This is a genomic window from Streptomyces sp. NBC_01775 (assembly GCF_035917675.1).
GTDB lineage: Bacteria > Actinomycetota > Actinomycetes > Streptomycetales > Streptomycetaceae > Streptomyces.
The window spans coordinates 8,405,239-8,419,001 of record NZ_CP109104.1; the positions used below are offsets into that span (position 1 = coordinate 8,405,239).

Annotated in this window: 9 protein-coding genes and 1 pseudogene; 3 read left to right on the plus strand and 7 right to left on the minus strand. The window is 71.6% G+C overall.

What is annotated here, in order from left to right; all coding sequences use genetic code 11:
- Window positions 1-191 precede the first annotated feature (191 nt).
- On the plus strand, window positions 192-1,568 hold the full coding sequence (locus OHB04_RS37145; RefSeq protein WP_326809167.1) for a hemolysin family protein: 1,377 nt from the start codon (window positions 192-194) through the stop codon (window positions 1,566-1,568).
- Window positions 1,565-2,758 (plus strand): hemolysin family protein, encoded by a 1,194-nt coding sequence (locus OHB04_RS37150; protein WP_326692033.1) that lies wholly within the window; start codon window positions 1,565-1,567, stop codon window positions 2,756-2,758. Before OHB04_RS37145 ends, OHB04_RS37150 begins: the two co-directional genes overlap by 4 nt.
- Here OHB04_RS37150 and OHB04_RS37155 read toward each other — a convergent pair.
- The gene (locus tag OHB04_RS37155; protein ID WP_326809168.1) at window positions 2,682-4,775 is read right to left on the minus strand and encodes an AAA family ATPase; all 2,094 of its coding nucleotides are present in this window, start codon (window positions 4,773-4,775) and stop codon (window positions 2,682-2,684) included. The genes OHB04_RS37150 and OHB04_RS37155 overlap by 77 nt on opposite strands.
- 369 nt (window positions 4,776-5,144) lie before the next feature.
- Window positions 5,145-5,777: a uridine kinase family protein gene (locus OHB04_RS37160; protein ID WP_326692035.1), complete on the minus strand. Its 633-nt coding sequence runs from the start codon at window positions 5,775-5,777 to the stop codon at window positions 5,145-5,147.
- A gap of 334 nt (window positions 5,778-6,111) precedes the next feature.
- Here OHB04_RS37160 and OHB04_RS37165 point away from each other — a divergent pair, with 334 nt between their 5' ends.
- The gene (locus OHB04_RS37165) at window positions 6,112-7,521 is read left to right on the plus strand and encodes a peptidase C39 family protein (RefSeq protein ID WP_326809169.1); all 1,410 of its coding nucleotides are present in this window, start codon (window positions 6,112-6,114) and stop codon (window positions 7,519-7,521) included.
- Between the two features lie 206 nt (window positions 7,522-7,727).
- Here OHB04_RS37165 and OHB04_RS37170 read toward each other — a convergent pair.
- The 5 genes and pseudogenes from OHB04_RS37170 to OHB04_RS37190 form a co-directional block, all read right to left on the minus strand.
- Window positions 7,728-8,103 (minus strand): annotated as a pseudogene (locus OHB04_RS37170) (SDR family NAD(P)-dependent oxidoreductase); the annotation flags it as partial.
- Between the two features lie 359 nt (window positions 8,104-8,462).
- Entirely contained in the window at window positions 8,463-9,779 is a 1,317-nt protein-coding gene (locus tag OHB04_RS37175) for an XdhC family protein (RefSeq protein ID WP_326809170.1), read from the minus strand.
- 150 nt (window positions 9,780-9,929) lie between these two features.
- Window positions 9,930-12,128, minus strand: a complete 2,199-nt coding sequence (locus tag OHB04_RS37180) for a xanthine dehydrogenase family protein molybdopterin-binding subunit (RefSeq protein ID WP_326809171.1) — start codon at window positions 12,126-12,128, stop codon at window positions 9,930-9,932.
- Window positions 12,125-13,105: an FAD binding domain-containing protein gene (locus OHB04_RS37185; protein ID WP_326809172.1), complete on the minus strand. Its 981-nt coding sequence runs from the start codon at window positions 13,103-13,105 to the stop codon at window positions 12,125-12,127. Before OHB04_RS37185 ends, OHB04_RS37180 begins: the two co-directional genes overlap by 4 nt.
- A 12-nt stretch (window positions 13,106-13,117) precedes the next feature.
- The gene (locus OHB04_RS37190) at window positions 13,118-13,762 is read right to left on the minus strand and encodes a (2Fe-2S)-binding protein (protein ID WP_326809173.1); all 645 of its coding nucleotides are present in this window, start codon (window positions 13,760-13,762) and stop codon (window positions 13,118-13,120) included.
- Window position 13,763 lies beyond the last annotated feature (1 nt).

A 13,763-nucleotide genomic window follows, 5' to 3' on the forward strand; every position in this document is an offset into this window, starting at 1 on the left:
CACGCGCGGCGTCGGGCCCGTGTGGCGCGGAGCGTCTTCGCGGCGCGGGGCCCAGTGTTTACTCTGTTCCTCACGGCATGAGCCGCCCCGCACCCTCGCGGGCACCTGCGACCCGAGGAGTGACCACCCTCAGCGATGGACGGATCGTCCTGTAGTACGTGCGCCGCGTCCCGCTCCCGGAGGGCCGCGGCATGACCCTCCCGCTCGCGTTGCTGGCCGTCGCCTTCTTGCTCATCCTCGCCAACGGCTTCTTCGTGGCGGCGGAGTTCGGCCTCGTCACCGTGGAGAAGCCCGAGGCCGAACGGGCTGCGGCCCAGGGCGACCGGCACGCCCGCGCCGTCGTTCGCGCCCTGCGCGAGCTGTCCTTCCAGCTCTCCGGAACCCAGCTCGGCATCACCCTCACCTCCCTGGTCACCGGCATGCTCGCGGAACCGGCGCTCGCCCGGCTCCTGGACGGCCCGCTGACGGCCGCCGGATTGCCGCCCGGCGGGGTCGGGGGCGTCTCCGTCGTCATCGGCATGCTCATCGCCTCGGCCGCCCAGATGGTCATCGGCGAGCTGGTCCCCAAGAACTGGGCGGTCTCCCGGCCGCTGGCGGTGGCCCGCTTCGTGGCCCGTCCCCAGCACCTCTTCTCCCGCCTCTTCCGGCCCGTCATCACGCTGCTGAACGCGGCGGCCAACCGGATCGTCCGCCTCTTCGGCGTCCAGCCGGCCGAGGAGCTGGCCTCGGCCCGCACCCCCGGCGAACTCGTCTCCCTCGCCCGCCACTCGGCCCGCGCCGGAGCCCTCGAACAGGACACCGCCGACCTTTTCGTGCGCACCCTCGCCCTGGGCGGCCTGACGGCGCAGCACGTGATGACGCCCCGCGTACGGGTCAGCGCGCTCCAGGCGCTCGCCACGGCCGAGGACGTCCTCAACCTCACCCGCGCCACCGGATTCTCCCGCTTCCCCGTCTACCAGGACACGCTGGACGAGGTGACCGGGATGGTGCACCTCAAGGACGCCCTCGCCGTTCCCGGACACCGCCGGCTGCACACCCCTGCGGCCCGTATCGCCGTCCGGCCGCTGCTGGTGCCCCAGACCCTCCCCGTCCAGCCCCTGCTGGAGCGGCTGCGCAGCGAGCAGCCCATCGCCGTCGTCGTCGACGAGTACGGCGGCACGGCAGGGGTGGTCACCCTGGAGGACATCGTCGAGGAGATCGTCGGCGAGGTCAGGGACGAGCACGACGGGCAGCTCTACGACGAACTGCCCGCGCTGGCCCCCGCGCCGCCCGACCCCGAGGGCCGCCCCGCGTGGGAGGCCGACGGAGGCTGCCGGGTGGGCGCCTTGCGCACCCTCGGCCTCCAGGTGCCCGAGGGCCCCTACGAGACCGTGGCAGGACTGGTGGCCGATCTGCTCGGGCGCATCCCCGTTCCCGGCGACACCGCGTGTCTGCGGGCCCCCGACGCCACCGCCGAAGGGGCCACGCGGGAGTGGCAGTTGCGGGTGCGGCACGTCGCCCACCACCGCGCCGAGCGCGTCCGCATCGTCGCCGGGACACGGACACAGGCGGAGGCCGCGGCACGATGAGTCTCCTCCAGCTCCTGTTCGCCGGGCTGCTGGTGCTCGGCAACGGCTTCTTCGTGGGCGCCGAGTTCGCCCTTGTCTCCGTACGCCGCAGCCAGATCGAACCGCTGGCAGCCGAGGGATCGGGACGCGCCCGCCGCGCCGCCCGTCAGGTCCTGCGCGGCCTGGAATCGCTGCCGCAGATGATGGCGGCGGCCCAGTTCGGCATCACCGTCTGCTCCCTGACGCTGGGCGCCGTGGCCGAGCCGACGCTCGCCCATCTGCTGGAGCCGTGCTTCCTCGCCGTTCACCTGCCCGAGGCGCTCATCCACCCGCTCGGCTATGTGATCGCGCTGGCTGTCGTCGTCTTCTTCCACCTCGTCGTCGGCGAGATGGTGCCCAAGAACCTCGCCATGGCAGCGCCCGAGCGCACCGCGCTGTGGCTCTCCCCGGCGCTGGTCGCCTTCGCCCGGCTGACCCGTCCGGTCACCATGGCGCTGGGCTCCTGCGCCAACCTGATCCTGCGCGTCTTCCACGTCGAGCCCAAGGACGAGGTCGAGGCCGTCTTCACCAGCGAACAGCTCAACCGGCTGGTCGACGACTCCCACCAGGCCGGACTGCTGGGCCACGCCGAGCAGGAGCGCCTCGCCGACGCCCTGGAGCTGGGCTCCCGCCCGCTGACCGATGTCCTGCTGGGCCGCAAGGACCTGGTGACGGTCGACGCGGCCGTCACCCCCCACCAGGTCGAGGAGCTGACGGTGCGCACCGGATACTCGCGGTTTCCGGTACGCGCGGCCGACGGCCGCTTCATGGGCTATCTCCACGTCAAGGACGTGCTCGACCTGGAGGACGGCGACCGGGCCGTGCCCCAGCACCTGTGGCGGCCCATGGCGACGCTGCACGGCGGGCTGCCGCTGAACGACGCGCTCGGCGCCATGCGGGCCAGCGCCTCCCACCTGGCGGCCGTGGCGGACTCCGCCGGCCGGGTGCTGGGGCTGGCGGCGCTGGAGGACGTGCTGGAGATGCTCGTCGGAGAGGTGCACGACCCCGCGCACACCACCCACGCGCTGCCCGCGGCACGGAGCCTCGGCGCGGAAGGCCGCCGGGGCCCCTCACCCGCTCCACTCGCTCCCGTCCTCAGCCCGGAGGCGGCTGACCCGGACGGGGACCGTCAGGACCGCGCCCGGACAGCACCTCGCCGTACGCCTGCATGAGGTCGGGCAGCCGCAGCGTCGCCAGGTCGTCCCGGGACGGCGTGCCCGCGTATCCGGAGAGCCGCAGGTCACGGTAGGCGCAGCTCTTCTCGTACAGGGTGCGCAGGAAGCGGCCGTTGCCCAGCTCGTCGATCCAGCCCTGGTCGACGACGTGGCCGCTGATGCTGCGCAGCTCCTCCAGCGACTCCTCGTCCCACACATCGCCGTTGTCGGCCGCCAGCACCTCGCCGATCGCCGTCAGCTCCAGCGGACGGTAGCTCGGGAAATCGACCCGGGTCGTGAACCGGGAGGAGAGGCCGGGGTTGGCCGCCAGCAGCCGGTCCATGCCCTCGGGGTAGCCCGCCAGGATCACCACGAGCTGGTCGCGGTTGTCCTCGGCGCGCTTCAAGAGCACCTGAAGGGCCTCGTCGCCGTAGGCGTCGCCCTTGGTGTAGCCCGAGTTGGACAGTGAATACGCCTCGTCCACGAACAGCACGCCGCCCAGCGCGGAGTCGATCAGCTCGTTGGCCTTGACCGCTGTCTGGCCCAGGAACTCGCCCACCAGATCGGCTCTTTGGGCCTCCACCAGATGATCGCCGCCCAGCAGCCCCAGCGCGTAGAAGGCCCGGCCCAGGATCCGCGCCACCGTCGTCTTGCCCGTGCCCGAGGGCCCCGAGAAGACGAAGTGCCGTTTCGGCGGCTGCACCGGAAGGCCCTGACCCGCGCGCAGCCGCGCCATGTGCAGCTGGGCCGACAGCGCCCGCACCTGCCGCTTGACCGGCTCCAGGCCCACCATCCGCTCCAGCTCGTCCAGCGCCTGAGCCAGCAGCACCGGGTCCGAGGGCCCGGCGGGCAGCCTCCCGTCGGCGCCACGCAGGGAGCCCAGCACCGCCCGCTCCCGCACCACACCGGTGTCCACACGGACGGGCTCGGCCGGATCGCCCGAGTCCTCCAGCCGCAGCCCGTCGGCCTCCGGGTCCACCTCGGGGTCGGCCGACTCGGACGCGTCCCGCAGCCCGCCCGCTTCCGGCTCCCCCTCGGGACCGGAACCGAACGGCCCCGCTTCCAGGGCGCCGGCGGTGAACGGCCCCGCCTCCGCGTTCTGGGCCCCGTCCACGGGGTCGGCGGGGTCGGCGGGCTCCGCCGGGTCGGCCGGAGTGTCCGGACCGCGCTCGAACAGCTCCTGTGCCGCGTTGTCGCCGCCCTGGCCGCCGAGCCCGCCCGAGAGGATGGCAGCCGCCAGGTCGTCGGCCGCCCCGCCCAGCCCGTCGCTCTCGGCGATCGTCGTCAGCCGCGCCGCCGTGTCCATGAACGTGGGATCGATCCGGTGCACCGCGCGGTAGAGCGGCAAGGCCGCGGCACTGCGGCCGGTGCCCTCGCGGGCACGCGCGAGCCAGTAGCGCAGCTCCTTGCGCTGCGGCTGCTCGCTGCGGCAGCGCATCAGCGCGGCGGCCAGCAGCGGCTCCGCCTGCCCGTACATCTCCAGGCGCACCCGTGCCATCCCGGCGAACAGCCCCGCCTCGATGCCCAGCAGCGGGTCGTCGACCAGCGGCTCGGTGTGCGCGACCAGCCGCTCCCAGTCCTTGGCCAGATACGCGCGACAGGCGTGCAGGAAGCGCACCTGCGGGTCGGTGTCCACCGGCGGGCAGCTGGCCAACGCCCGGTCGAGTTCGGCCACATGGCGGCCGTCCAGCCAGTGCGAGGCGTGCGCCAGCAGCAGGTCACGCTCGTACTCCAGCACGGGCTGGACCCACCACCCCAGCCAGTACCAGGAGTTGAGGGTGCGTCCGTGGCGGGTGCGCTGCTCGCCGAAGCGGTCCCTGTGGTGGTACATCCGCAGCAGCGCTGTGGCGGTGTCGGCGCGCAGGGCGTGCAGGCCGAGCCAGCCGTCCGCCATCCCCGGATCGAGCCGCACCGCGGTGCGGAACTCCTCTTCCGCCTGGGCATAGCCGCCGACGGTGTACGCGTCCACCCCGCGCAGCCAGGCGAGTTCGGCCGGTGCGTGCAGGCCCTGGGGGTCCTGCGTGCCGAAATTCATCACGTCCCCCACGAAACGTCCCCCGTCATCTGCCGGTTATCACCCGGGGTTCCCACGCTGTTTCGCATCGTACCCGCGTGCCGCGCGCCGTCGAAGAGTGGAGTACCCGGCTGCTTCGCCGTGAAGAGGAAGCTTCCGGACGAGAGGGCCCGGGGAAGACCCTCGCGGAGACCAGTACGAAGAGTGAGTGAAACGCGTTTGGGGGCTTCCGTTTAGCCGCTCCAGGACAGAACGAAGCCCCCGGTCACGGGGGAACAACCGGGGGCTTCGTGTCTACAGGCGGCCTGCGTAGACCGCTTGTTGGAAACGTAATCGGTTCCGGGCACATGGGTCAAGCCGCTCCGGAGCGCAGCGGCCCCGGGATCGTACTCAACGGCCCTGTGGTACACGGAGGGTGATATTCAAGGGTGGGTCTGCGCGCCTCCCAGGCCCCTCGCGCACCTCGAATCCCTCAGATGTCTCCTTTACCAGAAATCGCGCGAACGGTCGGGATGGGTCGGTCGCAAAATGTGCGCGCTCCATGGGGATCCAGTGCGCCCAGAAGTCCCGCTGCCCGGACCCGTCCCGCTCCCGGCCGCGCCCCCATGCTGCCTCCGGTGACATGTCCATCCACAGCAGACAGGACAGAAAAGGGCGCACCGCTGCCCGGCCCGCGCCCACTCCCTCCAGAAGCACCACAGGGGACGGCGGCAGGACGGCCTCGGTGGTGTAGGCGCGCGCCACCCAGTCGTACACCTCGTAGCGCGCGCTCCGGCCCCGCTCCCACGGCGCGAGGACCTGCGAGGCGAGCCGCTCCGTCCAGCCGAAGAGCGCCTCATGGCAGGCCAGGTCGTCCAGGTGCAGCACCGGAGCCCCGCCCAGGAGGCCGGAGAGCCGGGCGGCCATCGTCGTCTTGCCCGACCCCGCGTGCCCGTCGACGGCGATCAGCCGCACCGGGCCACAGGAGGCGGGGAGCGCGGGCAGCCGCACCGCGAGCGCTTCGAGGGGGACGGAATCGGGCATCTCCACAGCGTACGTCGCAGGTCATGGCGGTCTCCGCAGCGGACCACCCCCGCGGTCCCGCGCGATCCCGCGCGATGGCCGCGGCCGGTGGCCGCGCGCATGGCCCCGCGCCACTGGCCCAGGCCAATGAAGACGGCATGCCGAGCGGCCGAAGCCCTGGCACGCGCCCCGGAGAGCGGAGATAGTTGGCTTTCCGCGGGCCGCCTCGCGCCGGACCCGCACCGCGAGGCACGCGACGCCGGCGCCCAGCGGGTACGGAATCCAGCAGGAACCAGCACCACCAGGAACCGAAGGACAGCTCACCGCACCGACCCATCGACTGGGGGCATCCCGTATGACCAGCAGATCCGCCAACCGCCGTACCGTCCTGGCAGCCGCCGTCGCGGCGGCAGCCTCGGCCGTCGCGGCACCCGCAGCACTGGCAGCCGACACCCGGTCGGGTGGTCTCACGGGCTCGGCCGGACACGGCCGGCCCGGCAGCCCGGGCCGGCCGGGAAAGGCGTCGCTCGTGGATCTCCACTCGTGGACCACCCACCGGGACTGGGCCTCCGGCGAGACCCGTGGCACCAGCGCCGAGGCGGGCTCGCGCCCCGGCATCGTGCTCGCCACGCCCGCGGGCAGTGTCGAGTACGCCGACCCGCACACCGGCCGGAAGGCCAGCTGGGAGTACGCCACCTGGACCTCGCCCCGCCACAAGCCCTCTGTGGCGGCCGGAGAGGTCATCGCCTCCTGGAACGCCCACACCCCGGCCGGGACCTGGATCAGGACCGAGCTGCGGGGCACCTACTCGGACGGCAAGGAGACGCCCTGGTACACCATGGGCATCTGGACGGCGAAGGACGGCGACGACGTGCCGCGCCGCACCTCGGTCGACAACCAGAGCGACGGCAACAGCAGCGTCTACACCGACACCTTCACCATCGACGACCTGACCGGCGGGCTGCGGCTGGCCTCCTACCAGCTGCGGCTGACGCTGTACCGCGCCCCGGGCACCAAGGCCACCCCGAAGGTGTGGCGGGTCTCGGCGATGTGCTCCGACCTGCCGGACCGCTTCGAGGTACCCGCCTCCAAGCCGGGCCTGGGCCGGGCCGTCGAGCTGAAGGTGCCGCGCTATTCGCAGGAGATCCACAAGGGGCAGTACCCCGAGTACGACAACGGGGGAGAGGCATGGTGCAGCCCCACCTCCTCGCAGATGATCATTGAGTTCTGGGGCCGCAAGCCCAGCGCCGAGGACCTGGCCTGGGTCAACCCCGACTACGCCGACCCCCAGGTGTGCCACGCGGCCCGCTACACCTTCGACTACCAGTACGAGGGCTGCGGCAACTGGCCGTTCAACACCGCATACGCCAGCACCTACAAGGACATGCAGGCGGTCGTCACCCGGCTGAACAGCCTCAGCGAGGCCGAGGAGTTCATCGCCGCCGGCATCCCGCTGATCACCTCACAGTCCTTCATCGAGTCCGAACTCGACGGCGCCGGATACGGCACGGCGGGCCACCTGATGACCGTCATCGGCTTCACCAAGAGCGGCGACGTCATCGCCAACGACCCCAACTCGCCCGACAACCCGTCGGTACGCCACGTCTACAAGCGGCGTCAGTTCGAGAACATTTGGCTGCGGACGAAGCGGAAGGACGCGGACGGCAAGGTCAAGAGCGGTACGGGCGGGGTGTGTTATCTATACTTCCCGGCCGAGCCGGCGCCGGCTCAGCGCCGCGTCCTGAAGAAGCACGGGCTGCGCTGAGCCGGGGACCCGTGTAGTCGGCGTATGTGTCGTCCACGGCCTGACGACAGCGCTGATGGCCATCCTGCGCCGGGTGGCCGTACTGGTCGGCCGTGACCTTGACAGCGGTGTCCCGGCCGGCGGGAGACCTCGTGGATGGCGACACCGTTCGTCAGGGTCACGGTGGGCCATTTTTGCCGCAGGTCGTGCGGTGTGTATGGACGTGGGCCCAGTGCACGCAGGCCGGGCAGGACGTGCTGGACCGCGGTGACCGGCCCGTACACCGACTGCTCGACGGGATGGATGAGGTCGTCTGCGAGGGTCTCCAGCACCGGCTTCATGAACTCCTTGGCGGGCACCGGGTGTACTGGAGCACCTCGATCGGACCGAGCTCGGCGACCGCGGCGTCGAGGGCGGCGAGCAGCGCCTGCGGGTCGCGGGCGTTCGCGGCGTAGCCCCGGGCCGTGGTGCCCTCGGCGGCGAGGTCGTCGACGTTGGCCTGGGTGCGGGAGATGAGCGCGACGGAGAAGCCTAGGCGGCCGAAGCGGCGGGCGGTGGCCTGGCCGAGTCCGGGGCCGCGCCGATCAGGGCGATCGTCGTCATGATGAGTCCTTCTTTCGGATCCGGTGTTTTCGGGGCACTGGTGCCCCTCCCGGCAAGCTTTGCCCCGTCGCGCCGCCCGGCACGCACTCCCCCAAGCTCTCCGAGCAGGGGGCGCCCCCAGCGGCGTTGGCGAAAAGCCCTGGTGGCTCCTTCCCCAAGCTCTCGACTTCTCCCCCGGGCCTTCGGCCGGGAGGTGCCCCCAGAGCAGGGCAGACCCCGATCAAGGGCTTCCGGCCTTGCGATCGCACGTACCGGACGACGCTCCTTGACGGGCAAACATTGCCGGTCACGGCACTAGCAGGGCTGGTCCTGTGCGGAGCAGCGAGCTGCTGGATGAACGGGGCGTTATCGCGCGCGACCTATTGCTGCCGTGGTGATGACACGTCCTGGCTTTGTGGCGGGGCACGGGTGGCGCTGTGCGGCACGCAGTCCGCTCCGGCTGCGGGGACTGTGACTCGGGCGGTGTCGCCGGCCCGGGAGGGGAGGATGGGCAACTGCGATGCGGAACGGCCGCCGGCGGCGCGGCTCGCCGCGTCCTGACGGGTGGGGCGGTTGATGTCTTGGCGCGGTGCCGTTCGATGGATGGGGCCGGTGCGCTGGGACAGGGGCAGGCCGCTGGCACCGTTGGCGCGGGCGATGATCTCCGCGGTGATGGACACGGCCGTCTCCTCGGGCGTCCGCGCACCGAGGTCGAGACCGATCGGGGAGTGCAGCGCGGCCAGCTGCCCTGCTGTGACCCTGGCCTCATCCAGGAGGCGCAGGCGCTCGCGATGGGTGCGGCGCGAGCCCATGGCGCCGACGTAGCCGACGGGCAGGGTGAGGGCCAGGCGCAACAGGGGGATGTCGAACTTGGCGTCGTGGGTGAGGACGCAGATGGCGGTGCGGGCGTTGACGGCGGTCTGCGCCAGGTAGCGATGGGGCCAGTCGACGACCACCTCGTCCGCGTGCGGGAAGCGGACGGCCGTGGCGAACACGGGCCGGGCATCGCAGACGGTGACCCGGAATCCGAGGAAGCGGCCGGCCTGGGCGAGGGCGGCGGCGAAATCGACGGCGCCGAAGATGAGCAGGCGCGGCCGGGTGGCCGCCACGTGCACCAGGACGGTCAGCTGCTCGGGGCAGGTGGCGGCGTCACCGCCAAGATGGCTGAGCGCCGTACGCCCGGCCCGCAGCAGCGCCTGGGCGTGCCCGGTCACGGCGCGGCTTGTGTCCGTGTCCAGGTCGGTGCCGGACAGGTGGCCTTCACCGTCCAAGGCCAGGAGACCGCCGAAGAAGTGCGCGGGTCCGTCCACGACCTGTGCCACGGCGGCGGCCCCGCCGTTCGCCACCTCGGCAAGGGCGGTGGCCAGGTGCGGCTGCGTGGCCGGGTCGATGCGCTGCACGTGGACGTCGAGTTCCCCGCCGCAGGTCAGGCCGACGGCGAAGGCGTCCACGTCGGAGTATCCGAACCAGGCACGCTGCGGAGCTGCGCGGTCTTCGAGGACCTGCCGGCACAGCTCGTACACAGAGCCTTCGACGCATCCGCCGGAGATGCTGCCGACGGCCGTGCCGTCCGCGTCGACCGCGACCGAGGTGCCCACGGGCAGCGGGGCGCTGCCCGTGACACCGACGATGGTGGCCAGCGCGAAGGGGCGTTGCTCGGCGCACCAGCGGTGCAGTGTGTCCGCGATGTTCAGCATGAGCCCTCCCAGTGCGGGTCCTGGTGGTCGGTCGGTCAAGGGTTGGTGGGGCCGCCGCCGTCCGTCGGGGGCGGGCGGCCCGGAGTCCGGCAGGTGGCGTGTGACTGGTGCCTGCCGGACGTCTTGGCGTGCACCGAGAAGGGGCACGGGTCACAGGAGTGCTTCGGCGGTGATGGGGAGTTGGCGTACGCGGCGGCCGGTGGCGTTGAAGACGGCGTTGGCGATGGCGGGCGTGACGCCGACGTGGACGACTTCGCCGAGTCCCTTGACGCCCAGCGGGTCGGCTTCGCGGTCTTCGCCGTCCAGGTAGATGGCCTGGATGTCGGGGACGTCGGCGTTGACGGGCACGAGGTAGTCAGCGAGATTGGCGTTGACGATGCGTCCGTCGCGGTGGTCGGTGACGGTGTGCTCCAGCAGGGCGGTGCCGATGCCGCCGGTGATGCCGCCGATCGCCTGGCTTTCTGCGAGTTTGGGGCTGATGACGCGGCCCGCGTCGTACACACCGAGCATGCGCCGCACGCGTACCAGCCCGAGGGTCGCGTCGACGGCGACTTCGGCGAAGGTGGCGTTGTAGGCGTAGAAGGAGTGCCGCTCCTTTGCCGCAGGTCCGGCGTAGGAGCCCGCTGCTTCCAGGTGGGAGCGCTTGTTGCGGGACAGCAGGCTCTTGTACGTCTCGCCCCGCGCCGGGTTGTTCTTGGTGTGCAGCCGGCCGCCCCGTACGACGACGTCCTCGGCATCCACGCCATACAGCGGTGATTCGCGGTCTTCGACTGCCAGCTTGATGGCCTGGCGGCGGACCTGGTTGCAGCCGTCGAGGACGGCGGAGCCGACGCTCGCCATGGTCATCGACCCGCCGTGCGGCGGGGTCGGCGGGAACAGGGAGTCTCCGAGCCGGAAGGTGACGGTGCGCATGGTCAGGCCGAGGGCGTCGGCGGCGACCTGGGTTTGGGAGGTGTAGGTGCCTGGTCCCATGTCGCTGGCGGCGGCGTCGACCACGGCGGTGCCGTCAGCATTCAGCCGGATGCGGGCCTGGGCGGGCATGCGGGCGGTGTCGTAGACGCCGGCGGCCATGCCCATACCGATCAGCCAGTCACCCTCGCGGCGCGAGCGCGGCTTGGCTCGGCGCTGGTCCCAGCCGAACGCGCGGGCGCCGGTGGTGCAGCACTCACGCAGCCGCCGGGTGGAGAACGGCAGGTTCTTCGACTCGTCCTCGGACGGTTCGTTGCGGCGGCGCAGCTCGATCGGGTCGATGCCGAGCCTGGCGGCGAGTTCGTCCATGGCCGACTCGATGACGAACGAGGCGGTGGCGAAGCCGGGGCCGCGCATGTAGAGCGGGGTGTTCACATCCAGCGGCACCGTCCGGTACGCCTGGCTGACGTTCGGGGTGCTGTAGAGCATCTGCCCGGGGAAGAGGATCGACTCGGTGAACGTCTCGTACGAGGACGTCTCGGCGTCCATCTCGTGGGCCATCGCCGTCAGGCGGCCCTGCCGATTGCTGCCCAGCTTCAACCGGTACTCGTACGAGGGGCGGAAGCCGGTGTTGAAGTACTGCTGCCTGCGCTTCAGGACGAGTTTGACCGGGCGGCGCGTTTCCCGGGCGGCCAACGCGGCGACGACGGTGTGCGGCCAGCAGCGCAGTCCGCTGCCGAACGCGCCGCCGACGTACGGCGAGATCACCCGCACGGAGTCGGCCGGCACGTCGAAGACGGTGGAAAGTTCGGTCTGCGTGCCGACCACCCACTGGGTCTTGTCCCACACGGTCAGCTTGTTGCCGCTCCAGCGGGCGATGGTGGCGTGCGGCTCCATCGTGTTGTGGTGGTTGCGCGCCGTCTGATAGGTCGCATCGATCCGCACGGGCGCCGAGCGCAGCGCCGCCGCCGCGTCACCACGCGCGTACTTCGTCGGCTTGTCCGCCTTCGCCTTCGCCAGGTCGGTGGACGGCTGCTGGGCGTCGTAGGCGACCTTGACCAGGCTCGCGCCGTGCTGCGCGGCCTCCAGGGTGGTGGCGATGACGACGGCGACGGGTTGGCCGTGGAAGAGGACCTTGTCGTCCTGGAAGACCCGCAGCCTGCGGCCGACCGGCGGGTTGTTCGAGGCGGGGTTGTCCTTGTAGGGGAGTTTCGGCGCGTTGCCGTGGTGGATCACCTTCAACACGCCCGGCTGGGCCAGGGCGTCATCGGTGTCGATGGAGGTGATGCGGCCACGGCCGATGCTCGCGTCGACGACGACCGCGTGGATGACGCCCTTGATGTCGTGCTCGGCGGCGTAGGGGGCCTTGCCGGTGACCTTGAGCCGGCCCTCCACGCGGGAGAGCGGGGCGCCGACGGCTGCCTGCGGCTGGGGGCTCACTTCGTACCTCCTACGATGCGCAGCTGGCGTTCGACGGTCCGCTTCAACAGGTCGGTCTTGAACCGGTTGTGCCGCAGCGGGCGGGCCCCGTCCGCCGCCTTCGCGACCGCAGCGGCCCACAGGGATGGGGAGGGACGTTCGCCGACGAGGTGCTGCTCGACGGCGGGCAGCTTCCACGGGACGGTGCCCACGCCGCCGGCCGCGACCCTGGCCTCGCGGATCACTCCGCCGCGGATGTGCAGGGCGACGGCGGCCGAGGTCAGGGCGAACTCGTAGGATTGCCGGTCACGGACCTTCAGATACCCGGACGCGAGCGGGCGGGGCAGGGCCGGGATCTCCACCGCGGTGATCAGTTCACCCGTGCGCAGCGCCTGCTCCCTGTTCGGGGTCGAGCCGGGCCTGAGGAGGAAGTCGGCGAACGGGATCTGCCGCTGCCCGTCGGCGCCCAGCACATGGACCTGGGCTTCCAGGGCGGCGAACGCCACCGCGACGTCGGAAGGGTGGGTCGCCACGCAGGCATCCGAGGTGCCGAGGATGGCATGGGAGCGGTTGAAGCCCTCCCGGGCGGCGCAGCCGGAGCCGGGCTCGCGCTTGTTGCAGTTGGCGGTCACGTCGCGGAAGTAGGTGCAGCGGGTGCGCTGCATGATGTTCCCACCGATGGTGGCCATGTTCCGTAGCTGCGCCGACGCGCTCAGCTCCAGCGACTGGGACACCACGGGGAACAGGGCGCGGACCTTGGGGTGGGTGGCCGCTGCGGACATGGTCACCAGGGCGCCGACGCGCAGGCCGCCGCGTTCGGTGGCGGTGACCTCGTCCAGCGGCAGGCCGCTGATGTCGACCACGGTCTTGGGCCGCTCGACGGTCTCGCGCATCAGGTCGACCAGGGTGGTGCCCCCGGCGACGTAGCGGCCACCACGACGGCCCGCGGTGAGGGCCTCTTTCGTGTCGGAGATACGGGTGTAGTCAAAGGGATACATGATGCTGGGCCCTCACTTCCGGCCCGCGGCCTGCTCAACCGCGCGCACGATCTTGACGTAGCAGCCGCAGCGGCAGATGTTGCCGCTCATCCACTCCCGGATCTCCTCCGGCGAGTGGGTGTGGCCTTCCTTGATGCAGCCGACGCCGGAGACGATCTGGCCGGGGGTGCAGTAGCCGCACTGGAAGGCGTCCTCGTCGATGAACGCCTGCTGCAAGGGGTGGAGGCGGTCGCCGTCGGCCAGGCCCTCGATCGTGGTGACCTTTGCGCCCTCCAGCCGGACCGCGAGGGTCAGGCAGGCGTTCTGCCGGTGCCCGTCGACGAGCACCGTGCACGCCCCGCAGGCCCCGGCGTCGCAGCCCTTCTTCGCCCCGGTCAGATCAAGGTGCTCGCGCAGCAGGTCCAGCAGCGAGGTGCGGTTGTCGACCGTCACGGTGTGACGGGTGCCGTTGACCGTCAGGGCGACACGGCTCGCGGGCGCGGCCGGGGCGGCGTCCGCCTCGTCGGAGGCGGCCAGAAAACCGCCTCCGACCGCGCCGCCGGCGATGACGACGCCGCCGCCGACCGCGGAGGTGGTGGCGATGAACGTACGCCGGGTGGGCCCGGAGGACGGGCCGTCGGCGGGGGTGGGGGCTGGTGCTTCCGGTTCAGTGGACATA

Excerpts from the sequence above, each read along its gene's own strand:
- OHB04_RS37145 (WP_326809167.1), top strand. The coding sequence starts at position 192 with ATGACCCTCCCGCTCGCGTTGCTGGCCGTCGCCTTCTTGCTCATCCTC.
- OHB04_RS37150 (WP_326692033.1), top strand. The coding sequence starts at position 1,565 with ATGAGTCTCCTCCAGCTCCTGTTCGCCGGGCTGCTGGTGCTCGGCAAC.
- OHB04_RS37155 (WP_326809168.1), bottom strand. The coding sequence starts at position 4,775 with ATGAATTTCGGCACGCAGGACCCCCAGGGCCTGCACGCACCGGCCGAA.
- OHB04_RS37160 (WP_326692035.1), bottom strand. The coding sequence starts at position 5,777 with ATGCCCGATTCCGTCCCCCTCGAAGCGCTCGCGGTGCGGCTGCCCGCG.
- OHB04_RS37165 (WP_326809169.1), top strand. The coding sequence starts at position 6,112 with ATGACCAGCAGATCCGCCAACCGCCGTACCGTCCTGGCAGCCGCCGTC.
- OHB04_RS37175 (WP_326809170.1), bottom strand. The coding sequence starts at position 9,779 with ATGCTGAACATCGCGGACACACTGCACCGCTGGTGCGCCGAGCAACGC.
- OHB04_RS37185 (WP_326809172.1), bottom strand. The coding sequence starts at position 13,105 with ATGTATCCCTTTGACTACACCCGTATCTCCGACACGAAAGAGGCCCTC.
- OHB04_RS37190 (WP_326809173.1), bottom strand. The coding sequence starts at position 13,762 with ATGTCCACTGAACCGGAAGCACCAGCCCCCACCCCCGCCGACGGCCCG.